The organism is Gilliamella sp. wkB7 (assembly GCF_001693435.1).
GTDB classification, from domain to species: domain Bacteria; phylum Pseudomonadota; class Gammaproteobacteria; order Enterobacterales; family Orbaceae; genus Gilliamella; species Gilliamella apicola_N.
Window position 1 is genome coordinate 2,756,063 of sequence record NZ_CM004509.1, and the last position, 24,953, is coordinate 2,781,015.

A 24,953-nucleotide genomic window follows, 5' to 3' on the forward strand; every position below is an offset into this window, starting at 1 on the left:
AATGCTAAATGAATTAAACAATCAAGATAACTTTAATAAATATCGCTATTTATTAGTGGATAACTTAGTGGTACTTAACTCATTAAGTCCATTATCACGCGATTCATTATTAGATCTATTTGGTGAAGATAAATCCTTTGGCGAAAAAAAACTGACGCAAGTATTACGTACAGATTTGGATTATGATCAAAGTATATGCCCGACACTTATTAAACTTGCTGATCCAAATGAATTTTTTGCCGATTCGATGCTTGATGAAATCAACCAACAAGCCAAAATTGAATGTTTATGGTCTAAACGCTATATTTGTGCTTATATTATCTCTGATCTCAAACCGTCGGTGCTGGCAAAACAACTGATCAAGATTGGTAATAATATCGCACAAACATTGCGACAACCTTATTATCCTTTCTTTGAACCTTTTCGAATGCAATTTTTACACGAAGTGGGTTCAAAAGAAGACAATGCATGGCTAAAAGCGCAATTTTCTCAAATTGAAAACTACTATTATCCATCCATTGATAGTGGCAAATTTATGCGTTTCACTGCTGATAACACACTCGAAACGCCAATCAGTTGGAGTTCAAATTACTGTCAACGCTTAAAAAATTTCAGGATGATTCGAACGCTTGTTAATGCATGGTCGAATAATCGGTCACAATTTGATGAACAAAAAAATTTACCGCTTAATGAAAATGTGATTTCGCAATCAGCACAACTGGTTGAACAGGCTTATCAATTAGGATTAACCCATGCTACCGATATCTTATTTTGGGGATTAAACGGATTAAGGTATCATCAAGTTTTTACTGAACATCCGCAAATATTTGAGCAAATTAGAAAAGCGCAACAAGAACCAGGCACATTCTCAAAACATGTTATTAATGCCAATATTCATTTTGAAAGCCAATTACTTTCTGCTAAAGAATAGCAAAAACAGATAAAACAAGAATAATAGAGTATAAGATGAAAAAAACAGAAAACATTGCTAAAGAAAATCAAAACGAAGCAAAAGGAAATTGCCTTGCTTGTGGTCGAGTCGGAATTCCGGTTTTTTTACTGCGTCAAGCGGTTGTAAAAACCCAATCTTTGTTAACTAAAAGCATTGACCCCATTTATCAAGAATTAGCTGATTACACTAAAACTTTAGATTTTAACAATCGCAAACCAGAAATAGAATTAGAGTATTATAGCTATGTACTTCGTACTTTGCGTGACGGTTATGTCTACGTTATGCATCAACTTGACGATGATATTAATAGCCGAATATTTCATGTCTATGAATGTATTGAGGGGGCACTTAGATTAAAAAAACTCTATGAATTGACCAATACCCAGCCAAGACCGATATCAAAAGCATGCAAAAATGCCTGTCATACCATTCCAGCATCATTTATTAATCTTCAAGAACATTATACTTATGCATGGGTGGCTTATACTTCGCAACCTTGGAGCGAAAAAACAATCAATGATTATTTAAAGCAACAAGATAGCAACATATTATCCCGTTTTACAAAAATTAATATAAAACAATTTAAAGACTCACCGGCCGAAGCAACAGGTAATCGTTCGGTGCCATTTAAAGATATTTTTGGGAGTAATTATCAAGAATCTAATAATGACGACAGCAAAGTATTGGAGTTTCGTTTTGGTGAGCAAGGTCTTAATAATTTTGAATCGGTACATCCTTTTATAAGTTTAAAAAGTCAGAAACAAAAATATGCTATACATGCCAGTCAACTATATAGCGGGGATAAACCGATATCTTGTGGTGTTGTATTAGAAGATACATTTGGCATTGCTCAAGAACTCAACTCCCAAAGATTATCACAACTGCATATTTTTACCAATCAAGAAGACAATAAGAATAACCAAAAAAGTGATCTGAATGACCAACAATGTGATGTCGTTTCTCTAAAAGATGCAACACAGGTTTATCAAAAACGTGGTGAACAACTGTATAAAAGTGTTAATCCTATTTTAAAAAAACGGTTTAAGTATTATCAGTCAGACATGTTTAAAAAACGCACGATTCTACAATTTATTGAGAACTATCGTACTTCAGTTGAAAATGCTTATGACACTGAAATTGCACGGTTACAGGAATGGTATGACTATATAAAAAATATTGACGCTGCACATGATTCAGGTAATGATTTTTTAGATAAAGCACAAAATGACATTGCAAAAGCCGAATCAGATAAAGCCGAAAAAATAAAAAAAATAAACGAACAGCTTGATAATAAAAAAATTGATTCTTTCAAAGGTGAATTAGAAACCGCTTTTGCTGATATTGAAAAATATTATCAAGAATGGTCGCAAGACTATTTTACTTATGTGCGTTGGTTATTTGGTAATGCACAATTTGTTTCAAAATACAGTAAAATAAAGCCGACAACGTTCAATCAAGCGCCTTTTTGGCAACAAGAATTTGATTTTTCTACCAGTATCAGAGCTCTAAGCTATATAAAAGAAGTTTTGCAAATCCTACTTGATTCTACCCATGCGGAAGTCCGTCTTGATGAAGATAACGCCCTTTGGGACGAATTACTGAGTAACCATAATAGTATTTTTTATGTAATTGAACATCAGAATAATCAAGGGATCAATATTGATGCGCCAGCATTTGTCAATTTAGATAATAATACATTACTAAAATGGCGTGATGTAATCAGTAACTCAACAGGTTTGGTTTTAGCTTATAACACTTATCAGGCAGAAAAAACTCAAAACACCCAAACCGACAAAGAAAAGGAACTGCAAAAAGCGAAAGAGCGTGTTGAACTTGATATTGAAAAAAAACGGCAAGAGATCAACGCTAAACAAGAAGAGTTAAACAACAATCGAAAATATAATCCACAAGAGCATGCAAAGCTACAAAAAATAAGAGATCAAAAAATTAAAGAACTCAAACAATTAAACGAGCATTTAGCATCAATCAACCACCAACTAGCCGAGATGGTAGAGGGAAACAGTGTAATGACAGATGTAGGAAAAAATCGATATCTGCATCAACAAGCACTAAAAAAATACTCAATCTTAAGAACACATAAACAATTCCAACCTATTGAGCCTCGTTTAAAACAGCTTGATTCGCTTGCTTACTTAGGTGACATTGGTGCCTATCCAGTTGAGTTTACTAAAAAAGTTAGACCGGAAAAAATTCGACAAGTTTATGCATTATTGACTCAATTACAAGGGGAGCTTTTCCGCGAAAACAGTTTGACCGGTCCAGAAATTGCTTTTTTGGAAAAATTTGATGTGACAGATGCAAAATATGATGTTGGCGTAAAAAAACCAACAACCCAAACGCTTAAATTTACGCTTTGTTTTCCTGATGAAGTCAGTAAAGGCTTAGTTGTTGGTTTTTTGAAAAATAAAGAGATTGTCAATCCAAATGATTTTAAGAATTTTTTAGCAACAAAAATGCCTGATTATGTCACTTTAGTCAATCGGCAAGCTGTTTTAGAAGGCAAAATTGATATTACCAATCGGCAGAAAGCTTCCAATGACGAAGCGATTCACCAATCAAACCAAAATAAAAGGGATGATAAAACTCGTGAATATGAAATAAAAAAAGAAACTGAAGCGATGAATAAAAAAAAGAACGAAAAAATAAAGATCGAACAAAATCAATCGAGAACTGAACAAGCAAAACGAACTAGACAAAATGTGAAAGCCGCTAGACTTAACTACACTGTTAATGCGGTAATGGGTGTTATCACCATGTTAAATATTTTAGATGACATTAAAGCATTGGACAAAATTGAAGAGGGCAAAACTCAAAAACAGAAACAACTTAAGCTAGCCATCGACTTAAGCTCATTAGCGTTACTCAGTGTCGATACAGTTGCCATATATCGTGATATAAAATTGCAAATGCAATTATTAAAAGCTATGCGTTCCACCACTGCCAAAGCATCAATACCTGAAATTAAAAATTTATTAAAATCAAATGGTATTATTTCTAAAAGTATAGCAGAAGCTTTTGCCTTTATAACTGTACTGGAAGCGTTAGGTGAATTAAAAAGTGCTTTTGGCATGTGGAATATGGAAGATAAAAGTTATTTTATTTATAGAGTTATAGGTGCTTCCATCTTAGGTATTGGGGCTGTTTTTTTACTAGCTACTTCAAGTTTAGCTATAGGTGGGGGAGTTATATTATTATTAATAGGAATATATCTAATTGGTATGAGTAAAAAATATGACAATTTTACCCCTATCGATCACTGGCTAAACCGCTGTTATTTTGGAGTGCATAAAGAATTTGACTTTTTAGGGTATGATGCCTATCACGAAGAGCAAAATTCTTTTGTTGGTTTTGGTCATTCGGTTAATGATTACTTGGTTGCAATTTCAGGCATTGATACATTTATGATTTTTAAAAAACCAAGTTTATATAATGGAATGAAACTATATCATAGACATATCTATTTTTATTTGCAATATTTAGATTACACATTCATTTCCAACAAATCTTTGCAGGCATCAGTTCGTTTATTTGGCAAAAATGACCAAAGCAATGCCGATTTTATTGAATTCAACTTTAATATCAACTCCACCAAGATAAATAAGTACCCTGCACCAAATGACAATATCCTAATCCACACAAATGAAGATAAAGATAAAGAAACTTTAAAAATTAGAGACTATGTTACTTCTCAAAAAAGTTATTTTGTTGAACGTTATGAAAGTAAAAGCTTTAAAACGATTATAAACCGTAAAGCAATACGGGAATCCAATTTTAATGATATTGAAAAAGTCGAATTGAAAAGTTCAACCCCTAACCAGCCAAAGAGTGACTTAACGGCAATCACATGGGTAGCAGGCACATTCGCTTGTGATCTGGTAAAAAGTTATCAAATCAATATCTACACTGATACCACAGATTGTAACGAAATCCCATTGATAATTAACCGAGATAGTAATAAATTTCACGATGAGTAATTAAAAAGGAGAGTAAGAATGCCATCAAAATATCGCCCCCAGATCGTTGGTTGGTTTGGCGACCTGGATAAAGGTCCTCATAGCCTACCACTGCATGATGATCGCTTAATTTATGCCAATGATAACTATTGTGCATTTATTCGTCAGGAACATAATGATCAGATTTTTTATACTTGTCTCTATTTTATTGCCATTATTTTGTTGAATGTAACTATCATAGGATGTGTTTGGCTAGCGGTTCTCCATGATAATTCTAAAATCGAGTTTGTTGATCTGGTTGTTATAGCCTGTTTTATTACTAGCCTTTTTGCTTTAAATTATGCAATTCCTGAATTCTATCAAAATGCATTTTCCCGTCTTGGTAGTCCCATAATATTTAATCGTAAAACGGGTAAAGTGTATGTTAATGAAAGTTACTTTTTTAACTTTAAAATATTACGGCACCCAAAAGTATTTTTACAACCGAAAAAACGTCGCATACAAGAGTATGATTGGAATGATATGCATGGTGTAATTATCCATAATTTTTCACGTAATGCTTTAACATCAACGGTGTTAATGGTGTGTCAACCTGGCACAAATCAGGTCATTGACCACGTTATGTTAGATCCTGCACGACCAGCAACAGGTAGAATGTTTGTCTGGGGTTGGATTAACAGTTTTATGGTGAATTATAAATCAGCCGATATAGATGATGGCGAATACAAGACAGATGAAGAGGCAAAATTTAAAACAGATATGATAGAGGGTGAGGGTTGGCCAGAATGGATGGTGGAAGCTTTTAATGCCACATCACTTGAAGAGTTATCTACAATTAAGCAAAAATATAATATCAAGCCATAATAACGAATTTAAATAGAACGCAAAGGAATAAGGAACAAAAACAGTAATGCCCTCAAAATACCGTCCCCAGATATTAGGTTGGTTTGGCGACCTAGATAAAGGCCCTTATGGCCTATCATTGCATGGTCGTCGATTAATTTATGCTAATGATAACTATTGTGCATTTATTCGTCAGCGACGAAATGATCAGATTTTTTATACATATCTTTATTTTATTTGTATTATTGGAATGAATATTCTAATTGTTGGTATGGTTATGTTTATTTTTGGATTTGATCACGAACTAACACTAATTGGAATAATTGGTTTTATTACTTGTAGTTTTGGTTTATATCTAATTATTCCTGAATTCTACCAGAATGCATTTTCACGCCACTGTAGTCCAATTATATTTAATCGTAAGACGGGTAAAGTGTATGTTAACGAAAATTACTTTTTCAACTTTAAAGTATTACGACACCCAAAAGTATTTTTACAACCGAAAAAACGCCGCATACAAGAGTATGATTGGAATGATATGCATGGTGTAATTATCCATAATTTTTCACGCAATGCTTTAACCTCAACGGTGTTAATGGTGTGTCAACCTGGTACACATCAGGTTATTGACCATGTTATGTTAGATCCAGCTCAACCCGGAGCAGGTAGTTTGCATGTTTGGTGTTGGATTAATAGTTTTATGGTGTACTATAAATCAGCCGATATAGATGATGGCGAATACAAGACAGATGAAGAAGTAAAATTTAAAACAGATATAATAGAGGGTGAAGGGTGGCCAGAATGGATGGTGGAAGCCTTTAATGCCGCGTCACTTGAAGAGTTAGCTGCAATTAAACAAAAATATAATATTAAATAATAACAAAAAAATTAAAGTGATAGTAAAGGAATAAGGATAAGGAATAAAACAATAATGCCCTCAAAATACCGCCCCCAGATCGTTGGTTGGTTTGGTGATCTAGATAAAGGTGCTTATAGCGTACCTCTGCATGACCGTCGTTTAATTTATGCCAATGATAACTATTGTGCGTTTATTCGCCAGGATCACAATGACCAAATTTTTTATACATGTCTCTATTTTGTTGCAATTATTCTAGGAATTATACTACTTGTAGGTTTTCCTTTCTGTATTTTTGGATTTAATGATTCTGATATCGGTGACAAACTAACAATAGTTGGTACAATTGGTTTTATTACTTGCTGTTTTGCATTATATCTAGCAATTCCTGAATTCTACCAGAATGCATTTTCCCGTCTTGGTAATCCCATTATTTTTAATCGCAAGACAGGTAAAGTGTATGTTAACGAAAATTACTTTTTCAACTTTAAAGTATTACGACACCCAAAAGTATTTTTACAACCGAAAAAGCGCCGCATACAAGAGTATGATTGGAATGATATGCATGGTGTAATTATCCATAATTTTTCACGTAATGCCTTAACCTCAACAGTGTTAATGGTATGTCAACCTGGTACAAATCAGGTTATTGACCATGTTATGTTAGATCCTATACGAGCAGCAACAGGTAGAATGTTTGTCTGGGGTTGGATTAACAGTTTTATGGTGAATTATGAATCAGCCGATATAAATGATGGCGAATACAAGACAGATGAAGAGGCAAAATTCAAAGAGGATATGATAGAGGGTGAGGGTTGGCCAGAATGGATGGTGGACGCCTTTAATGCCACATCACTTGAAGAGTTATCTACAATTAAGCAAAAATATAATATCAAGCCATAATAATGAACTTAAATAGAACGCAAAGGAATAAGGATAAGGAATAAAACAGTAATGCCATCAAAATACCGTCCCCAAATTTTAGGTTGGTTTGGCGACCTGGATAAAGGTCCTCATAGCCTACCACTGCATGATGATCGCTTAATTTATGCCAATGATAACTATTGTGCATTTATTCGTCAGGAACATAATGATCAGATTTTTTATACTTGTCTCTATTTTATTGCCATTATTTTGTTGAATGTAACTATCATAGGATGTGTTTGGCTAGCGGTTCTCCATGATAATTCTAAAATCGAGTTTGTTGATCTGGTTGTTATAGCCTGTTTTATTACTAGCCTTTTTGCTTTAAATTATGCAATTCCTGAATTCTATCAAAATGCATTTTCCCGTCTTGGTAGTCCCATAATATTTAATCGTAAAACGGGTAAAGTGTATGTTAATGAAAGTTACTTTTTTAACTTTAAAATATTACGGCACCCAAAAGTATTTTTACAACCGAAAAAGCGCCGCATACAAGAGTATGATTGGAATGATATGCATGGTGTAATTATCCATAATTTTTCACGTAATGCTTTAACCTCAACGATGTTAATGGTGTGTCAACCCGGTACACATCAGGTTATTGACCATGTTATGTTAGATCCTGCACGAGCAGCAACAGGTAGAATGTTTGTCTGGGGTTGGATCAATAGTTTTATGGTTTATTATAAATCAGCCAATATAGATGATGGCGAATACAAGACGGATGAAGAAGCAAAATTTAAAACAGATATGATAGAGGGTGAGGGTTGGCCAGAATGGATGGTGGAAGCCTTTAATGCTACATCACTTGAAGAATTAGCTGCAATTAAGCAAAAATATAATATCAAACCATAATAACGAACTTAAATAGAACGTAAAGGAATAAAACAGTAATGCCCTCAAAATACCGTCCCCAGATCTTTGGTTGGTTTGGCGATCTGGATAAAGGCCCTCATAGCCTACCATTGCATGATGATCGCTTAATTTATGCCAATGATAACTATTGTGCCTTTATTCGTCAGGAACATAGTGATCAAATTTTTTATACATGTCTATATTTTGTTGCGATTATTTTGTTGAGTATATTAATTGTAGGTATGGTTATATTTATTTTTGGATTTGATCATGAACTGGCACTGATTGGAATAATTGGTTTTATTACTTGTGGTTTTGGTTTATATCTAATTATTCCTGAATTCTACCAGAATGCATTTTCACGCCACTGTAGTCCAATTATATTTAATCGTAAGACGGGTAAAGTGTATGTTAATGAAAGTTACTTTTTCAACTTTAAAGTATTACGGCACCCAAAAGTATTTTTACAACCGAAAAAACGCCGTATACAAGAGTATGATTGGAATGATATGCATGGCGTAATTATCCATAATTTTTCTCGTAATGCTTTAACCTCAACGGTGTTAATGGTATGTCAACCCGGTACACATCAGGTTATTGACCATGTTATGTTAGATCCGGCTCAACCCGGAGCAGGTAGTTTGCATGTTTGGTGTTGGATTAACAGTTTTATGGTTTATTATAAATCAGCCGATATAGATGACGGCGAATACAAAACAGATGAAGAGGCAAAATTCAAAGAGGATATGATAGAGGGTGAAGGTTGGCCAGAATGGATGGTGGAAGCCTTTAATGCCACATCACTTGAAGAGTTATCTACAATTAAGCAAAAATATAATATCAAGCCATAATAACGAACTTAAACAGAACGCAAAGGAATAAGGAATAAAACATTAATGCCATCAAAATACCGCCCCCAAATTTTAGGTTGGTTTGGCGACCTAGATAAAGGCCCTTATAGCCTATCATTGCATGATAGTCGGTTAATTTATGCGAATAATAACTATTGTGCCTTTATTCGTCAGGAACATAATGATCAGATTTTTTATACTTGTCTCTATTTTATTGCCATTATTTTGTTGATTGGAACTATCATAGGATGTCTTTGGCTAGCGGTTCTACATGATAATTCTAAAATAGAGTTTGTTGATCTGGTTGTTATAGCCTGTTTTTTTACTAGCCTTTTTGCTTTAAATTATGCAATTCCTGAATTCTATCAAAATGCATTTTCACGCCTTGGAAGTCCCATTATATTTAATCGTAAAACGGGTAAAGTGTATGTTAATGAAAGTTATTTTTTTAACTTTAAATTTTTTCGGCATCCAAAAGTATTTTTACAACCGAAAAAACGCCGAATACAAGAGTATGATTGGAATGATATGCATGGTGTAATTATCCATAATTTTTCACGGAATGCTTTAATTTCAACGGTATTAATTGTGTGTCAACCCGGTACACATCAGGTTATTGACCATGTTATGTTAGATCCGGCTCAACCAGGAGCAGGTAGTTTTCATGTTTGGTGTTGGATTAACAGTTTTATGGTGAATTATGAATCAGCCAATATAGATGATGGTGAATACAAAACAGATGAAGAAGGAAAATTTAAAACAGATATAATAGAGGGTGAAGGTTGGCCAGAATGGATGGTGGAAGCCTTTAATGCTACATCACTTGAAGAGTTAGCTGCAATTAAACAAAAATATAATATCAAGCCATAATAACGAACTTAAGTAGAACGTAAAGGAATAAAACAGTAATGCCCTCAAAATACCGCCCCCAGATCTTTGGTTGGTTTGGAGACCTAGATAAAGGTCCTTATGGCCTATCATTGCATTGTCGTCGATTAATTTATGCTAATGATAACTATTGTGCATTTATTCGTCAGCGACGAAATGATCAGATTTTTTATACATATCTTTATTTTATTTGTATTATTGGGATGAATATTCTAATTGTTGGTATGGTTATGTTTATTTTTGGATTTGATCACGAACTAACACTAATTGGAATAATTGGTTTTATTACTTGTAGTTTTGGTTTATATCTAATTATTCCTGAATTCTACCAGAATGCATTTTCACGCCACTGTAGTCCAATTATATTTAATCGTAAGACGGGTAAAGTGTATGTTAATGAAAGTTACTTTTTTAACTTTAAAGTATTACGGCACCCAAAAGTATTTTTACAACCGAAAAAACGCCGCATACAAGAGTATGATTGGAATGATATGCATGGCGTAATTATCCATAATTTTTCACGCAATGCTTTAACCTCAACGGTGTTAATGGTATGTCAACCCAGTACACATCAGGTTATTGACCATGTTATGTTAGATCCGGCTCAACCCGGAGCAGGTAGTTTGCATGTTTGGTGTTGGATTAACAGTTTTATGGTGAATTATGAATCAGCCGATATAGATGATGGCGAATACAAGACAGATGAAGAGGTAAAATTCAAAGAGGATATGATAGAGGGTGAGGGTTGGCCAGAATGGATGGTGGAAGCCTTTAATGCTACATCACTTGAAGAGTTAGCTGCAATTAAACAAAAATATAATATCAAGCCATAATAACGAACTTAAATAACTTGAATGGATAATGATGATTGAATATAAGAACAGTAATAAAAAGTCTTTTTATTCACATGAATTCTATTAGACATTTAATAATAAAATAGACGAAACGGTATAGACTCCTGAATATTTTTTACAAAAATCGCTATTTTTATTTTAAGCATAACCGTTTTTATACCTAAATGAGGAGCTACTGGTTACTAATGTTTGATATGATTTAAATTTAACTAAAAATAATGGATTTTCTGATGATTTTTTACCAGAAAATGATACCTTAAAAATAACTTACCACTTTCTTTATTTACAATTTTCCAACTAACTACTAAACTAATATCGTTCTCAACGGGGTGCCTTATGGGCTGAGAGTGTTAGATTTACTAATGCAACTCGTCGAACCTGAACTGGGTCATGCCAGCGGAGGGATTTGAGTTATCGTGTCTGCTCAAACCTTTTGTCTTTTATTCGCTTTTTTGGAGGCAAAATGTTTTGTAATAAATTCTTACTGTCATTTTTATTTTCTGTATTCTTTGTAGCAACTTCTGCCAATGCTAAAATTCATGAAAAACCTATTTTAACTGTTTATAGTTATAGCTCTTTTATTTCCGAGTGGGGACCAGGTGAAGCAATTAAACAGGGCTTTGAAGCGCAGTGTGATTGCCAACTTGATATTGTAACGCTAGGCGATGGTGTGTCGATTTTAAATCGTCTTCGCCTTGAGGGTAATAAAACCAATGCTGATGTTATTTTAGGTTTAGACAATAATCTTTTAGGACAAGCTAAACAGGCTAATATCATGGCACCTCATCAAATAGCCAAACCTAACAATCTTAATACTGATTGGTGGGATGAAGATTTTATGCCGTATGATTTCGGTTATTTTGCTTTTATCTACAATAAAGAAAAAATAAAGAATCCTCCTCACTCATTGCATGAGTTAGTTGACAATAAAGCCAATTGGAAGATTATTTATCAAGATCCTAGAACCAGTACTCCCGGATTAGGATTGCTATTTTGGGTAAAAAATATTTATGGTAAGGATGCGGTATCTGCATGGCAAAAAATTGCTAAAAATACTGTTACAGTTACTAAAGGGTGGAGTGAGGCATACGGTATGTTCTTAAAAGGTGAAGCTGATTTGGTACTGAGTTATAGCACATCGCCAGTTGCACATATAATTAATGATCAAGATTATCGTTATAATGCCGCTATTTTTGATGAGGGGCATTATCGTCAAGTTGAAATAGCAGGTATCACCAAATATAGTCAACAACCACAATTAGCACGTCGCTTTTTACAATATCTATTAACACCCGAGGTACAACGGCAATTTGCTGAAAAAAATGTTATGTATCCTATTATAAATACGCCATTACCCCCTGCGTTTGATCAGATTAATAAAGTTAGTAAAGCGCTCGAATTTGATGCAGAGAAAGTGGTTGATAATCAAAAAGCTTGGATACGAGAATGGCAATCAGCCATTAGTCAGTAATAAAATAGATTGTTAATTTTATTATAAAAAGCAATGTTAAATTTTAAAACGTTACTGCCAGGTATCAGCGCTGCTAGTTTGATAATAGCAGTTTTAGGCACTGCATTGTTTGCACTTTGCCATACAGCCATAAAGTCCGATAATTTAACGGTTTATATTGATAATTATTTATTGCACATTATTTGGATCACTTTCATGCAAGCGATATTATCGACGTTTTTGTCGGTATTTTTGGCCGTTGCTATGGCTAAAGCGTTATCCATTATCGATTTTTTGGGAAAAAGCTTTCTGATACGGATTATGCCCGTTACCTTTATATTACCAACATTAGTTGTTGTAACCGGGCTATTATCTGTTTATGGTCAACAAGGTTTATTTGCTACGTGTTTTACTTATTTAGGTTTATCTTTTCCAAATTCAATTTATGGACTGGTTGGGATTTTATTGGCTCATGTTTTTTTGAATTTTCCTTATGCGAGTGGTCTATTTTATCAAACATTAACGAGTGTTCCTGTTGAGCAAAAGCAAATGGCTGCTCAGCTTAATTTTTCTCATTTTACTTATTTTAAATTAGTAGAATGGCCATTATTGCGTCGGCAGCTTTTACCCATGTCAGGACTGATTTTTATGCTTTGCTTTACCAGCTTTGCTATAGTGTTGGCATTAGGAGGTGGGCCGAAGTATACCACTATTGAAGTTGCTATTTACCAATCGATTCGCGATTTTGATTTGATGCAAGCTGTTATGTTAGCAATCATACAACTTATTTGTTGTATGAGTTTTGTTTGGATACTGCGAAAAACAAATCATTATCGCGATCTTAGTGCACAGTATATTCGCTACCAATATCGTTTACCCAACACTGTGACTATAGGTTTAGTTAGTGCTGTTATTGTGATTTTGGGAGCAATGTATATATTTTTGCCAATGATTACATTATTGATTGAAGGTATTGGTTATTTTCAATGGTCGCAGTTAAATTGGGCTTTTCAGCAAGCTGTTATCTATTCGTTAATAATTGCCCTTAGTTCAGCTTTGGTGGCTATGTTACTTGCTTTATTAATACTTTGGACCAATAGCCGTCTATTGATTGGCAATCAGCAACAGTGGAGCAATCGTTTAATGTTAGTGGGGTCATTGATATTAACCATTCCAAGCATGGTACTTGCATCAGGATTGTTTATTTTGTTATTTCAGTATGCTGATAATACCGTGTTTGTCTGTGGTTTAATGATGCTTTGCAATGGTCTAATGGCCTTACCTTTTATCTTAAAAAATCTTGAAATGCCAATGTTTGATGTTACATCACGGTATTGGCAATTATGTCAATCTTTAAACATTGCAGGTATTAGGCATTTTTATCTAATTGAATATAAATCATTAAAAAAACTTCTTACGTTGAGCTTGGCCTTTTCGGCATTATTGTCAATGGGTGATTTTGGTATTATTGCGTTGTTTGGTGGGCAAGCCGTTACCACATTACCTTATTATTTGTATCAACAAATAGCGCATTATCATTATCAAGAGAGCGCCGTGACGGCTGCATTTTTGTTAATCTTATCTTTTAGTTTATTAATTGTGATGGATTATGATCGAACTTAATCAAATTAATTATCAATATGATGATTTTAAGATGCATTTTAATATGCACATTGCTACCCAAGAAAAAGTAGTCATTGTTGGACCGAGTGGTGCGGGTAAAAGTACCTTATTAAGCTTGATCGCAGGATTTATTTTTCCAAGTTCCGGGCAAATCATCCTTAATAATCAAAATATGACGCAAACTTTACCGGGTAAGCGCCCAGTTTCGATGCTGTTTCAAAATAATAACTTATTCGATCATTTAACCGTTGAGCAAAATATTGCTTTAGGCATTAAACCGTCATTAAAACTAACGACTTTTGAGAAGCAAAATATTGCCGATATGTTGGCTAAAGTTGGTTTATCGGGCTTTAATGATCGCTATCCCAATCAACTTTCCGGTGGACAGCGTCAACGAGTTGCTTTGGCACGCTGTTTAATTCAACATCGTCCTATTTTATTATTGGATGAACCATTTTCTGCACTAGACCAAGCTTTACGGTTTGAAATGCTAGCACTGGTTAATCATATCTGTGATGAATTCGCTTTAACGTTACTCATGGTTTCACATTATCTAGATGAGTCTTTAGAAAACTTTTCACGTTGTTTAGTTGTTGATAATGGAAAGATCATATTTAATAATCCTCCTTATCAACTTAATGAACCCGAAAATATGGTTATTGCTCAATTATTAGGTTTGCCAATAAATAAAAGCTAAAACGATTTTATTTCAATGCTTAAATAAAACGATTGTCTGCTAATTTATTTCTAAATATAAAATTGTTATCACTTAAGGTTTTATTAATGTTGTAGGGGTAATTTATACATTTTTATAACCTATAATATCGAATAAATTTTCATGACGAATATAAAAGAAAACAAAAAGTTTAGCTGGTTAGCGCTTATCTTTACTATTTTATTTTTTACTTTTTTTTCAAGTGGTTTACAACTTTATATCTTCATTTCTGGACACGCCAATGTGATAGGTCTACGTGATTCAATCATCTATAGTTTGATCTGGTTGATCCCAGTTTTAATATATCCAAATCAGACTCGAAAAATTGCCACGTTCTATGGTTTGATTGTAGGAAGCTTATCACTGATTTCAATAAGTTATTTTATAATTTATCGCCAAGAGTTTTCTCAAAGTGTATTTTTTGTCATGGCTGAATCGAATTTGACTGAATCAAATGAGTTTATTCAACAGTATTTCAGTTTAAAATTAATGGCTATAGTGATTATTTATTGTTTGATTGGTATTTATCTTTGGCGAAAGGTAAGACCTGTCTATGTTAAAAACACAACCAAATGGATTATATCATTATTAATTGCCATTTATGCCATTATGCCACTGGTTATTAGTGTTACAATCAAAAAATCATCCTTGCAAAAAGCAACAACACATCTATTAAGTCGAATGGAAACAACTGTACCTTGGCAACTGATTAATAGTTATATAGCTTATCGGTCTCAACTTTCGAATATGGAAGATATAATGCATCATTTGAATACTTTACCTCCCGTTGAAAATTTAAAAGATGCCAATGGTAATACTCCCAGAACACTGGTGTTAATTATTGGTGAATCAACTACACGTAATCGAATGAGTATTTATGGATATCCACGTAATACAACGCCACAAATCGAGCAATTTAAAAAGGATAATCCTGAATTTTTAGTGTTTAATGATGTTGTGTCATCAAGGCCTTATACCATAGAGGTTTTACAACAAGCCTTAACTTTTGCAGATGAACAACATCCTGACCTTTACCTTACTCAACCTTCGTTAATACATTTAATGAAACAGGCAGGGTATAAAACCTATTGGATAACAAATCAACAAACAATGACCAAACGAAATACTATGTTGACGATGTTTTCTAAACAAGCAGATGAACAGTTTTATATGAATAACGATCGTAATCAAAGTTCAAGGCAATATGATGAATCGGTCTTTGAACCGTTTATGAAAGTACTTGCTAAACATGAAGAAAAAAAATTTATCATTATTCATTTGCTCGGTACACATATGAAATATGAGTTCCGTTATCCGAAAAATGGAGAACATGATCGATTTAAAGACAAAGCGAGTATTCCATTTAAAATTGATGATGAGAACGTGGATGAATATAACTCTTATGATAATGCAATAAGTTATAATGATTTTGTGACAACCACATTATTTACTCTATTTAAAAATAGTCATGAAAATGGTTTTATGTTGTATTTTTCAGATCATGGTGAAGATGTCTACCAAACCCCGCCTCATGATATTTTAGGGCGTAATGAAAAGGCACCAACCCGCACCATGTATACTATACCCTTTATGTTATGGCAATCACCGAGTTGGATCGCATCTCACCCTAATCACTATCAAGATTATGTTAATCGAAAATTTAGTACTCAGGATTTGATCCATACTTGGTCTGATTTAGCTGGACTGAGTTATAACTTATATGTGCCAGAAAAAAGTTTGGTCAACCCCAATTATTATGAGGGAAAACGCTGGATCGGTGATCCTTATGATAAAAATGGCTTAATTGATTTTGATAAATTAACGAGGTAATTCTTTAGACTGTTTACACCAGCATTTAAGGTATGTTATTGTATATTTATACAGTCATATTTTAAATGCAGTGAAACAGTTATTTATGCGAAAAATTATTCATGTTGATATGGATTGTTTTTATGCCGCAGTTGAAATGAGAGATAATCCCCGTTATCGCAATTTGCCGATAGCAGTAGGCGGCGATCCTCGCAAACGCGGTGTTGTTGCTACTGCAAATTATTTAGCTCGTCAATATGGTGTGCATAGTGCGATGTCGATGTCACAAGCCCTAAAATTGTGCCCAAATCTTAAAATCATTCCAAGTCGGCATGCTGTTTATAAAGAAGTTTCTAATCAAATTCATCAAATATTTCAGCGTTATACTAAAGCAATTGAAACCTTGTCACTGGATGAAGCTTATTTAGATGTGACCGATTGTAAGCTTTGTCATGGTTCAGCCACTTTAATTGCTCAAGATATCCGCCAAGCGATCTATAAAGAACTAGAATTGACCGCTTCAGCAGGCGTAGCTCCACTTAAATTTTTAGCTAAAATTGCCTCAGATATGAATAAGCCTAATGGGCAATATGTGATTACACCCGATGCTGTTACAGGATTTATCGCACAATTACCACTTAAAAAAATTCCGGGTGTGGGTAAAGTGACCGAGAAAAAATTAGCTGAATTAGGGCTAATCACCTGTCAAGATGTAGTCAATTATGATGTGAGTAAATTACTTAATCAATTTGGTAAATTTGGGCGAGTTTTATATGAACGATGTCAAGGCATTGATGATCGTGAAGTTTGTAATGATAGGCAACGCAAATCTGTAGGGGTAGAGCGTACATTAGTTAACGATATTCATACTTGGGATGAGTGTTTATTACAGTTTGAACCGTTATTTGAAGAGCTCAAAACTCGGTTGAGTAAAGTTCGTTCTGATTTGTCGATTGCTCGACAAGGTGTTAAGTTTAAATTTGATGATTTCCAACTTACTACACAAGAACATGTTTGGTCTAAACTTGATAAACAGGATTTAATTGAACAAGCCTATAAAGTTTGGCAAGAGCGTCGAAATGATCGCGGAGTGCGTTTGATTGGTTTTCATGTCACTTTAATCGATCCACAACTTGATAAACAGTTGCTCTTCAATTTTTAATTATCTAGATTGAAAAAAAAGAGGATGTGTGCATTACCACATCACCCCCAAAAAACTTACTACATCATATTAGAGCTATTTTAAATTAGTACCATTACTGCTAATGACTTGTTTATACCAATCAAAAGAATCTTTTTTATATCGTTTCATAGTGCCGTTACCTTCATTATCACGATCAACGTAAATCACACCATAACGTTTTTTCATTTCGCCAGTTGTAAATGAGACGACATCAATAATCCCCCACGCGGTATATCCCATAACATCAACTCCATCATAATCGATAGCTTTTAACATTGCTTTGATGTGTGCGCCAAGGTATTCGATGCGTGGTTTATCATGAACTTTATTACCGTTTTCTAATTCATCTATCGCGCCAAAACCATTTTCCACAATAAACAGTGGTAACTGATAACGATCATATAAACGATTAAGAGTATAACGTAAGCCTTCTGGGTCAATAGGCCAACCCCAATCGCTGCTTTTAATGTATGGATTCTCAACAGCATTAGGTAAAGCACCGTTGACAATATTGTCACGATGATCATTTTTAACATCAGCTTTAACAACGGTTGACATGTAATAACTAAAGCCGATGTAATCAACGGTACCTTGTTTTAAAATCGCTAAATCTTCATCGGTGATATCAAGCTTATAGCCTTCTCGTTCAAACTCTTTTAAAGCATAAGATGGGTAGTAACCACGAACATGCACATCTGGAAAGAAGAAGCGTTGATGCATAGCAATTTCAGATGCCATCATATCTTCTGGATTACAAGAATATGGATAAATTGGCACGTGAGAAATCATGCAACCAATTTCAAAGTTAGGATTGATTTTTTTACCGGCAATTACCGCTTTGGCACTGGCTAATAGTTCGTAATGTGCCACTTGATAAAGTACTTCTTGTGGATTTTCGCCCGGTTGAACCTGCACACCTGAATTAGTCCAGAAAAAGATCGGATTACTGGTATCCATTTGGTTATTAATTTCGTTAAACGTCATCCAATACTTCACTTTATTTTTATAACGTTCAAAACACGCTGTTGCAAAACGTTCAAAAAATTCAACTGTTTTACGGTTTCTAAAACCACCGTAATGACGAGCAATGTGTAATGGCATTTCAAAATGGGATAAAGTAATAACGGGTTCGATACCATTAGCAATTAACTCATCAAATACATTATCATAAAAACGTAAACCTTCTTCATTTGGCTCCAGTTCATCACCTTTTGGAAAAATACGAGTCCAAGCAATGGATGTACGTAAGCATTTCAAACCTAGCTCGGCAAACAACTTAATATCGTCTTTATAATGATGATAAAAATCGATAGCAGTATGGTTTGGATAAAATTTACCTGCTTCAATTTCTTGGGTAATTTGTCTTGCAACGCCATGTGCGCCCGCAGTCATAACATCAACAACGCTTGGTCCTTTGCCACCTTCGTTCCAACCGCCTTCGAATTGATGAGCGGCTAATGCACCGCCCCATAAAAATGGTTTTTTAGTCATTTTTTGGTTCCTTGTTATTGCTTTATTTCAAAAAGGTTATCATCAAGATTTACTTCCGTTTTTTCTGTTAACGTGATTACTTGGTATTGATCAGTATTAACAATAATAACTGGAGTAATTAATGGGTAACCTGCTTGTTTAATTGCTTGTGGATCAAAGCTGATCAACCGATCACCTTTTTTCACTTTTTGATTCAATTTCACATGGTATTGAAATTCATTGTTAGTTAAATTAACTGTATCAATACCCACATGAATTAATAATTCAACTCCATTATCTAAAACCAAACCAATAGCGTGTTTTGATGCTTCAAACACAGCGGTTACCTCGCCATCATAAGGTGCATAAACATGATTGTCTGTTGGTTCAATAGCAATACCTTCACCCATAAGTTTTTGCGAAAAAGCAGGGTCTGGTACTTCACTAAGTGGTAATGCTTTACCGATCATTGGGCTAGTCACAACTATTTCACCAATTACAATTTTAGGTGTATCGTTCTCTATGTCAGATGTCTCATTTTCAATGTTTGCATTACTTTGTTGAGTTTCATTTGTGCCAAAAATTTGGATAAGAATCACTGGTCCAAATAATGCAATTGCTGAACCAATAACAACACCAATGAATGATGCAGGATGGTCTATATTAATAGCATTAACAATTGTCAAAGGTCCAGGTAATGCAGCATAAGTATAGTAATAAGGTGTAAAGAATCCTGCTACAATGCCACCAAGCGCACCACTAATACAACCATAAATAAATGGTCTTTTAAAGCGTAAGTTAACACCATATATAGCGGGCTCTGTAATACCAAATAGACCTGTAACAAAAGCTGATAGCGATACCCCTTTCATATCTTTGCTTCGAGTTTTTATATAAAAACCTAATGCAGCACCTACTTGACCAATAACTGCGATGGTTTGATAAGCTTGGAAAGAGTCTCGTCCATATTGATTTATGTTCTCAATAATGACTGGTGTAATACCCCAATGCACACCAAAAATAACAAACACCTGCCAAACTGCACCGATCAATCCACCTGCTACCGATGGTGCAAGGTTAACAATCCAATTATATCCACTAGCAATATAATGTGCAGCGCCCGCAGTAATTGGTCCAATAGCCACTAAAGTGAGGGGAACCATAATCACTAAGCAGATTAAAGGCATCACTAATGGTTTAATAATGCTATGTAAACGAGGCTCTAAAAAACGCTCTAAATAAGAAAGTAACCAAACTAAAAACAGAGGCGGTAAAACCGTTGATGTGTAGGTCGTTTCTGACAATGCTAAACCAAATAGATTAATCTCTTGTCCAGCCTTTATCATTGCAGCAAGCTCTGCCCAAGTTGGTGAAAGCAAGGCTGCACAACAAGCTACCGCAATGTAAATGTTGCATCGAAAATGTTGAGATGCGGTAATGGCAATAAAAATAGGTAAAAAAGCAAACGGTGCCCAAGAAATAAAGTTAAAAACTTGGCAAGTACCGGTTGCTTCAAATGCTGGAAAGAATAACTTAATTAAAATTAATATCCCTTGTAAAATACCCGAAGCTGCTAATACATATACAAATGGCGCAAAAACGGCTGACATAGTTGCAATGACACGATTTAAAATGCCGCTTTGTGCATTTTTGGCAATTTTATTATCGGTATTGATGAGTTGTATAAAAGCATTATAGACTTTTTCAACATTCGTACCGATAACAATCTGTATTTGTCCCCCTTTTTCAACGACAGTAATTACACCTGGCATTTTTGCAATAGCTTCTTTAGCTTGGTCAGGTGTTTTTTGAGTAACAATACGCAAACGGGTAGTGCATCGAGCGACAGTTACGATATTATTTTCACCGCCCAATTCATTTAATATATCAACGGCTAATTTATTATAATCTCTAATTTTGGATGACATTCACTAAGCTCCTTTCATCAGATGAGAGAGCTTATCTTATCCCTAAATAAAAAATTGTTAATGACCAATTTAATTGTTTGTGATCTAGATCGCGTTTTAAAATGATTTCAATTTATTAATTTATTAGTAGGTATAGAATAAAGCCTATTTATCACAATCAAAATAAAGAGTACGAATGCTAAAATACCGAGATGTGGCAAAAAAAATTCAGCAAGTAATTTATCAGCAAAATTTACCTAAAGATACACAATTGCCTAATATCGAAGGTTTAATTAATCAATATCAAGTTAGTCGTACGACCATTATTAAAGCACTTAACTGTTTAGAAAGGCATGGCGTCATATATCAAGTTCAAGGGAGTGGCATTTTTGTTCGGCAACCCCAAAAACATGGATATCTGAATTTTTTGGAAAGTCATGGTTTTAGTGTTGATTTGAACGATGCACCAAATTCCGCACAAGTGTTTAATGTAGATATCGTTCAACCAACTTCACAAGTCAAACAAAACCTACAATGTGAAGATGGAGAAGAGGTCTATTTTATTAAACGGTTACGTAAGTTCGAAGGCAAAGTTTATGCGCTTGAAAGATCTTACTATCGAAAAAAAATGGTGGGTTATTTAAATAAGGAAATTGCTGAACACTCCATATTCAGTTATATAAAAGATATATTTAAAATCAATATCGGTTTTTCTGACAAATATTTTAAAGCGATTAAATTAGATGAACAGACTGCGGACTATTTAGGATTAAGTGCGGGCGATCCTGCTCTGTGTGTGGAAGAAATTTTTTACACCAATACTGGTGAACCATTCGATTTTTCAACCATCATATATCATTACGACAATGCTAAATTTTACGTACAAAGTAATTCTAAATGATTTCTTTTTAGTTTATTAACTTGATGTGGAGTAACTCATTGGTTACTAAATAAGTTAATAATGTATTTTATTAGTAAGTTTGCCTAGCTTAGTTCTCCTTAATTAAAAATACATTCAAGTATTACTTAATTAAGGATGAACTTTTTTATTAATCGATGATTTTTAATGTTAATTATTGTGTAACTTTTTTTATTATCTCAAATCTTCCTAATAAAGTGAGTTGTATTTCAAAATCGGAAGGAGCATAGATATTAATTTTATTTGTTGCTTCATCATCTGATCCGGGGGCCATCGCCATATTCATTGCTCCATAGAATCTTTCTCGTCTTTTTGGTGACTGTTGTTCGTAGTCAGCTTTTCTCATATCGAGATATTTTGGATCACCAACTAAATATTGTTTAGTCAATAACCGTTCAACTTTATTAATTAACTTATTTAATAAAAGTCTTTCACGATCATTAATTGCTCGCTCAATCGCATCTGGTGAAACACTATAAAAAATATCATCATTAACTTTTATTTTTAATTCTTGTGCTTTAGTAATAATTTTACTAACCACATCAAGTTTGTTAATTTTTATTTGTACGGTATTATATACATGATACTGTTTTTTATCGATTTTTTTTGGTGAAGTGCGTTCGGTATTTGATTGAATAATCGAAAAATTATCAAGTTGTAGGTTTTTTAATTCGTTAGTTATGGTTGTATATTTTTGATAAACCATGTCTTTTGCTTTGTTTGCAGTAACTGCATTTTCAAAAATACTAAATGAGAACGCATTATTTGTATCACTATTATTTAATTGTTGGACATTATTAATGTTGTATTTATCAAGTAATTTATTTAATTCTAGAAATTTTTCGTTATCATTGATGTTGATAGCAAGAGTGAGAGTGGCTTTATATTGAGCATCATCTTCACTGACTTCTTCATAAGAATCCTGTATATAGTTGCCATAATCGGTTGTGATTAAATTGTTATCTTTAATGGTGAGTGTCGCTAAATAATCCTTAAATTGTTTCATCGTGTTAGCATTGATATTTGATGCCTCACTAGGTGTTGAAGCGTCAGTATCCAATGTAATTGTAAACTCAACCGTATCGGGTTTTAGTTTAATCGAATCTGTAATACTTGCTTCAATTTCTCCAATGGGAATTAAATTTTTGCCATATATTAATTGTTCAACTTTAGGTTCGTTATTATTGATATTCTTAAGATTTGCTGCATGGCAGGTAAAGGCTGTACCAATATTGAGTAATGTAATAAGTATTAGTATTTTTTTCATTCTATATCCCATTATTTTATTAGTTAATTTTTTATTGGTTACTTTTAAGTTAGGTAAAAGAATTCTTTACAGATGAAAATATTATAGACAGTTTAATTTAAGATAAGTAAAAAAAATACATCCAGTTGTAAAAAGGTATAAAAAAAGCGTCAAAAGACGCCTTTTAAATTCCATACTGAGTTCGATAATCTTCAACCAGTTTAACTTGGTTTTGTCGAGAGGGATCTTGATAAAGATAATGAATCAAATCATCTAATGTAATAATTGAAATAACCTCGCAATGATAGGTTTGCTTTATTTCTTGAATGGCAGATAACTCACCGCGACCTTTTTCTTGACGGTCAAGGCAAATCAATACACCAGCCAGTTTTGATTGATTATCTTCTAAAATTCGCATTGATTCACGAATTGCGGTACCCGCAGTAATTACATCATCAACTAACATAACACGTTGTTGATAAATAGTACTACCAACTAGATTACCACCTTCACCATGGTCTTTAGCTTCTTTACGGTTAAAGCAATAAGGAACATCAACATTATAGTGCTCAGATAAGGCCACTACTGTTGATGAAACAATCGGAATCCCTTTATAGGCAGGACCGAAGATGACATCATAGTTTAAATTTGCATCCATCAATGCGGCAGCATAAAAGCGACCTAATAAAGCCAGATCTTTACCTGTATTAAACAATCCTGCGTTAAAAAAGTAAGGGCTTTTTCGTCCTGACTTTAAGGTGAATTCACCAAATTTTAGTGCTTGCCTATCTAAAGCAAATTCAATAAACTCACTTTTATATGATTTCATCGATCCTCTCCAATTAATCTTTTAAGGCTTGTCTTTGTGCATCAATAATTGTTGCAATACCATTTTTTGCTAATTCTAGCAGTTCTAATAATTCTTCATGACTGAATGGTTCACCTTCGGCAGTACCTTGTACTTCGATAATACGTCCGTCATCAGTCATAATGACATTCATATCTGTATCTGCATTGGAATCTTCAATATATTCCAAATCACATACTGCTTGACCCTCGACAATTCCGACAGACACAGCTGCAACTAATGATTTAATTGGGTTCTGTTTTAATTTACCATCAGCAATCATTTTATTAATTGCATCGTTAAGAGCAACACATGCACCAGTGATGGATGCTGTTCGTGTTCCGCCATCGGCTTGAATGACATCACAGTCTAGGGTAATGGTATATTCGCCAAGTAATTTAAGATCAATCATGGCTCTTAATGAACGGGCAATAAGTCGTTGGATTTCCATTGTACGACCTGTTTGTTTCCCTTTTGCCGCCTCACGCTGAGTTCTTGAATTGGTTGCGCGTGGCAACATGCCATATTCTGCTGTAACCCAACCTTGATTTTGACCTTTTAAAAAACGTGGTACACTTTCCTCAACCGTTGCGTTACACAGTACTTTGGTTTCACCAAATTCAACTAATACAGAACCTTCTGCATGCTTAGTATAATGACGGGTTATTTTGATTGGGCGGACTTGTTCCGCAGCTCGACCAGACGGGCGCATGCAATTCTCCAGCTGTTATATAAAAAAATGTTTGAATTTATCATTTAGGAGGACATCAATTAAAGAAAGGATTGA

General features: G+C 34.1%; 20 protein-coding genes and 1 riboswitch. Of the genes, 15 read left to right on the forward strand and 5 right to left on the reverse strand.

What is annotated here, in order from left to right:
- Nucleotide 1: 1 nt before the first annotated feature.
- The 14 genes from A9G17_RS12160 to dinB all read left to right on the forward strand — a co-directional run bounded on the left by A9G17_RS12160 (nt 2) and on the right by dinB (nt 17,756).
- Entirely contained in the window at nt 2–931 is a 930-nt protein-coding gene (locus A9G17_RS12160; protein WP_065738939.1) for a hypothetical protein, read from the forward strand.
- Between the two features lie 35 nt (nt 932–966).
- The gene (locus tag A9G17_RS12165; protein WP_065738940.1) at nt 967–4,947 is read left to right on the forward strand and encodes a toxin VasX; all 3,981 of its coding nucleotides are present in this window, start codon (nt 967–969) and stop codon (nt 4,945–4,947) included.
- 18 nt (nt 4,948–4,965) lie between these two features.
- On the forward strand, nt 4,966–5,790 hold the full coding sequence (locus A9G17_RS12170) for a DUF6708 domain-containing protein (protein WP_065738941.1): 825 nt from the start codon (nt 4,966–4,968) through the stop codon (nt 5,788–5,790).
- A gap of 46 nt (nt 5,791–5,836) precedes the next feature.
- Nucleotides 5,837–6,646 (forward strand): DUF6708 domain-containing protein, encoded by an 810-nt coding sequence (locus A9G17_RS12175; protein WP_065738942.1) that lies wholly within the window; start codon nt 5,837–5,839, stop codon nt 6,644–6,646.
- A 54-nt stretch (nt 6,647–6,700) separates the two neighbouring features.
- Nucleotides 6,701–7,528 (forward strand): DUF6708 domain-containing protein, encoded by an 828-nt coding sequence (locus A9G17_RS12180; protein ID WP_065738943.1) that lies wholly within the window; start codon nt 6,701–6,703, stop codon nt 7,526–7,528.
- Nucleotides 7,529–7,579: 51 nt separating this feature from the next.
- Nucleotides 7,580–8,404 (forward strand): DUF6708 domain-containing protein, encoded by an 825-nt coding sequence (locus tag A9G17_RS12185; protein ID WP_065738944.1) that lies wholly within the window; start codon nt 7,580–7,582, stop codon nt 8,402–8,404.
- 38 nt (nt 8,405–8,442) lie between these two features.
- Entirely contained in the window at nt 8,443–9,255 is an 813-nt protein-coding gene (locus tag A9G17_RS12190; RefSeq protein ID WP_065738945.1) for a DUF6708 domain-containing protein, read from the forward strand.
- A 45-nt stretch (nt 9,256–9,300) separates the two neighbouring features.
- Nucleotides 9,301–10,125 carry a DUF6708 domain-containing protein gene (locus A9G17_RS12195; protein WP_065738946.1) on the forward strand — a complete coding sequence of 275 codons (825 nt, stop codon included), beginning with the start codon at nt 9,301–9,303 and terminating at the stop codon, nt 10,123–10,125.
- Between the two features lie 38 nt (nt 10,126–10,163).
- Nucleotides 10,164–10,976 (forward strand): DUF6708 domain-containing protein, encoded by an 813-nt coding sequence (locus tag A9G17_RS12200; protein ID WP_065738947.1) that lies wholly within the window; start codon nt 10,164–10,166, stop codon nt 10,974–10,976.
- 336 nt (nt 10,977–11,312) lie between these two features.
- Nucleotides 11,313–11,420, forward strand: a riboswitch (TPP riboswitch).
- Between the two features lie 40 nt (nt 11,421–11,460).
- Nucleotides 11,461–12,468 (forward strand): thiamine ABC transporter substrate binding subunit, encoded by a 1,008-nt coding sequence (gene thiB, locus A9G17_RS12205; protein WP_065738948.1) that lies wholly within the window; start codon nt 11,461–11,463, stop codon nt 12,466–12,468.
- A 33-nt stretch (nt 12,469–12,501) separates the two neighbouring features.
- A complete protein-coding gene (gene thiP, locus A9G17_RS12210) occupies nt 12,502–14,070 on the forward strand; it encodes a thiamine/thiamine pyrophosphate ABC transporter permease (protein ID WP_065738949.1) in 1,569 nt (522 codons plus the stop codon).
- Nucleotides 14,057–14,767: a thiamine ABC transporter ATP-binding protein ThiQ gene (gene thiQ, locus A9G17_RS12215; RefSeq protein WP_065738950.1), complete on the forward strand. Its 711-nt coding sequence runs from the start codon at nt 14,057–14,059 to the stop codon at nt 14,765–14,767. Before thiP ends, thiQ begins: the two co-directional genes overlap by 14 nt.
- 135 nt (nt 14,768–14,902) lie before the next feature.
- Nucleotides 14,903–16,615: a phosphoethanolamine transferase CptA gene (cptA, locus tag A9G17_RS12220; protein ID WP_373271499.1), complete on the forward strand. Its 1,713-nt coding sequence runs from the start codon at nt 14,903–14,905 to the stop codon at nt 16,613–16,615.
- Nucleotides 16,616–16,700: 85 nt separating this feature from the next.
- Nucleotides 16,701–17,756 (forward strand): DNA polymerase IV, encoded by a 1,056-nt coding sequence (dinB, locus tag A9G17_RS12225; protein WP_065738952.1) that lies wholly within the window; start codon nt 16,701–16,703, stop codon nt 17,754–17,756.
- Between the two features lie 75 nt (nt 17,757–17,831).
- Here the strand turns inward: dinB and A9G17_RS12230 are convergent, their stop codons facing one another.
- Together A9G17_RS12230 and A9G17_RS12235 are read right to left on the reverse strand one after the other, a co-directional pair.
- Nucleotides 17,832–19,268 carry a 6-phospho-beta-glucosidase gene (locus A9G17_RS12230; RefSeq protein ID WP_065738953.1) on the reverse strand — a complete coding sequence of 479 codons (1,437 nt, stop codon included), beginning with the start codon at nt 19,266–19,268 and terminating at the stop codon, nt 17,832–17,834.
- Between the two features lie 14 nt (nt 19,269–19,282).
- A complete protein-coding gene (locus tag A9G17_RS12235; protein WP_065738954.1) occupies nt 19,283–21,175 on the reverse strand; it encodes a glucose PTS transporter subunit IIA in 1,893 nt (630 codons plus the stop codon).
- Nucleotides 21,176–21,350: 175 nt separating this feature from the next.
- Between A9G17_RS12235 and A9G17_RS12240 the strand changes: the two genes are divergently transcribed.
- Complete coding sequence (locus A9G17_RS12240; RefSeq protein ID WP_065738955.1) at nt 21,351–22,055, forward strand: GntR family transcriptional regulator; 705 nt, start codon at nt 21,351–21,353, stop codon at nt 22,053–22,055.
- Between the two features lie 172 nt (nt 22,056–22,227).
- Here A9G17_RS12240 and A9G17_RS12245 read toward each other — a convergent pair whose 3' ends face one another.
- The 3 genes from A9G17_RS12245 to rph all read right to left on the reverse strand — a co-directional run bounded on the left by A9G17_RS12245 (nt 22,228) and on the right by rph (nt 24,878).
- Nucleotides 22,228–23,340, reverse strand: a complete 1,113-nt coding sequence (locus tag A9G17_RS12245; protein ID WP_065738956.1) for an SIMPL domain-containing protein — start codon at nt 23,338–23,340, stop codon at nt 22,228–22,230.
- Between the two features lie 163 nt (nt 23,341–23,503).
- Nucleotides 23,504–24,148 carry an orotate phosphoribosyltransferase gene (gene pyrE, locus A9G17_RS12250; RefSeq protein WP_039127092.1) on the reverse strand — a complete coding sequence of 215 codons (645 nt, stop codon included), beginning with the start codon at nt 24,146–24,148 and terminating at the stop codon, nt 23,504–23,506.
- Between the two features lie 13 nt (nt 24,149–24,161).
- The gene (gene rph / locus A9G17_RS12255) at nt 24,162–24,878 is read right to left on the reverse strand and encodes a ribonuclease PH (protein WP_065738957.1); all 717 of its coding nucleotides are present in this window, start codon (nt 24,876–24,878) and stop codon (nt 24,162–24,164) included.
- Nucleotides 24,879–24,953 lie beyond the last annotated feature (75 nt).

What these genes read in the sequence shown, in the direction of transcription:
- thiP (WP_065738949.1), top strand. Translation starts at nt 12,502, where the DNA reads ATGTTAAATTTTAAAACGTTACTGCCAGGTATCAGCGCTGCTAGTTTG.
- rph (WP_065738957.1), bottom strand. Translation starts at nt 24,878, where the DNA reads ATGCGCCCGTCTGGTCGAGCTGCGGAACAAGTCCGCCCAATCAAAATA.
- A9G17_RS12185 (WP_065738944.1), top strand. Translation starts at nt 7,580, where the DNA reads ATGCCATCAAAATACCGTCCCCAAATTTTAGGTTGGTTTGGCGACCTG.
- A9G17_RS12160 (WP_065738939.1), top strand. Translation starts at nt 2, where the DNA reads ATGCTAAATGAATTAAACAATCAAGATAACTTTAATAAATATCGCTAT.
- thiQ (WP_065738950.1), top strand. Translation starts at nt 14,057, where the DNA reads ATGATCGAACTTAATCAAATTAATTATCAATATGATGATTTTAAGATG.
- A9G17_RS12240 (WP_065738955.1), top strand. Translation starts at nt 21,351, where the DNA reads ATGCTAAAATACCGAGATGTGGCAAAAAAAATTCAGCAAGTAATTTAT.
- A9G17_RS12175 (WP_065738942.1), top strand. Translation starts at nt 5,837, where the DNA reads ATGCCCTCAAAATACCGTCCCCAGATATTAGGTTGGTTTGGCGACCTA.
- A9G17_RS12195 (WP_065738946.1), top strand. Translation starts at nt 9,301, where the DNA reads ATGCCATCAAAATACCGCCCCCAAATTTTAGGTTGGTTTGGCGACCTA.
- A9G17_RS12245 (WP_065738956.1), bottom strand. Translation starts at nt 23,340, where the DNA reads ATGAAAAAAATACTAATACTTATTACATTACTCAATATTGGTACAGCC.
- A9G17_RS12200 (WP_065738947.1), top strand. Translation starts at nt 10,164, where the DNA reads ATGCCCTCAAAATACCGCCCCCAGATCTTTGGTTGGTTTGGAGACCTA.
- A9G17_RS12230 (WP_065738953.1), bottom strand. Translation starts at nt 19,268, where the DNA reads ATGACTAAAAAACCATTTTTATGGGGCGGTGCATTAGCCGCTCATCAA.
- pyrE (WP_039127092.1), bottom strand. Translation starts at nt 24,148, where the DNA reads ATGAAATCATATAAAAGTGAGTTTATTGAATTTGCTTTAGATAGGCAA.
- A9G17_RS12165 (WP_065738940.1), top strand. Translation starts at nt 967, where the DNA reads ATGAAAAAAACAGAAAACATTGCTAAAGAAAATCAAAACGAAGCAAAA.
- A9G17_RS12180 (WP_065738943.1), top strand. Translation starts at nt 6,701, where the DNA reads ATGCCCTCAAAATACCGCCCCCAGATCGTTGGTTGGTTTGGTGATCTA.
- thiB (WP_065738948.1), top strand. Translation starts at nt 11,461, where the DNA reads ATGTTTTGTAATAAATTCTTACTGTCATTTTTATTTTCTGTATTCTTT.
- A9G17_RS12190 (WP_065738945.1), top strand. Translation starts at nt 8,443, where the DNA reads ATGCCCTCAAAATACCGTCCCCAGATCTTTGGTTGGTTTGGCGATCTG.
- A9G17_RS12235 (WP_065738954.1), bottom strand. Translation starts at nt 21,175, where the DNA reads ATGTCATCCAAAATTAGAGATTATAATAAATTAGCCGTTGATATATTA.
- dinB (WP_065738952.1), top strand. Translation starts at nt 16,701, where the DNA reads ATGCGAAAAATTATTCATGTTGATATGGATTGTTTTTATGCCGCAGTT.
- A9G17_RS12170 (WP_065738941.1), top strand. Translation starts at nt 4,966, where the DNA reads ATGCCATCAAAATATCGCCCCCAGATCGTTGGTTGGTTTGGCGACCTG.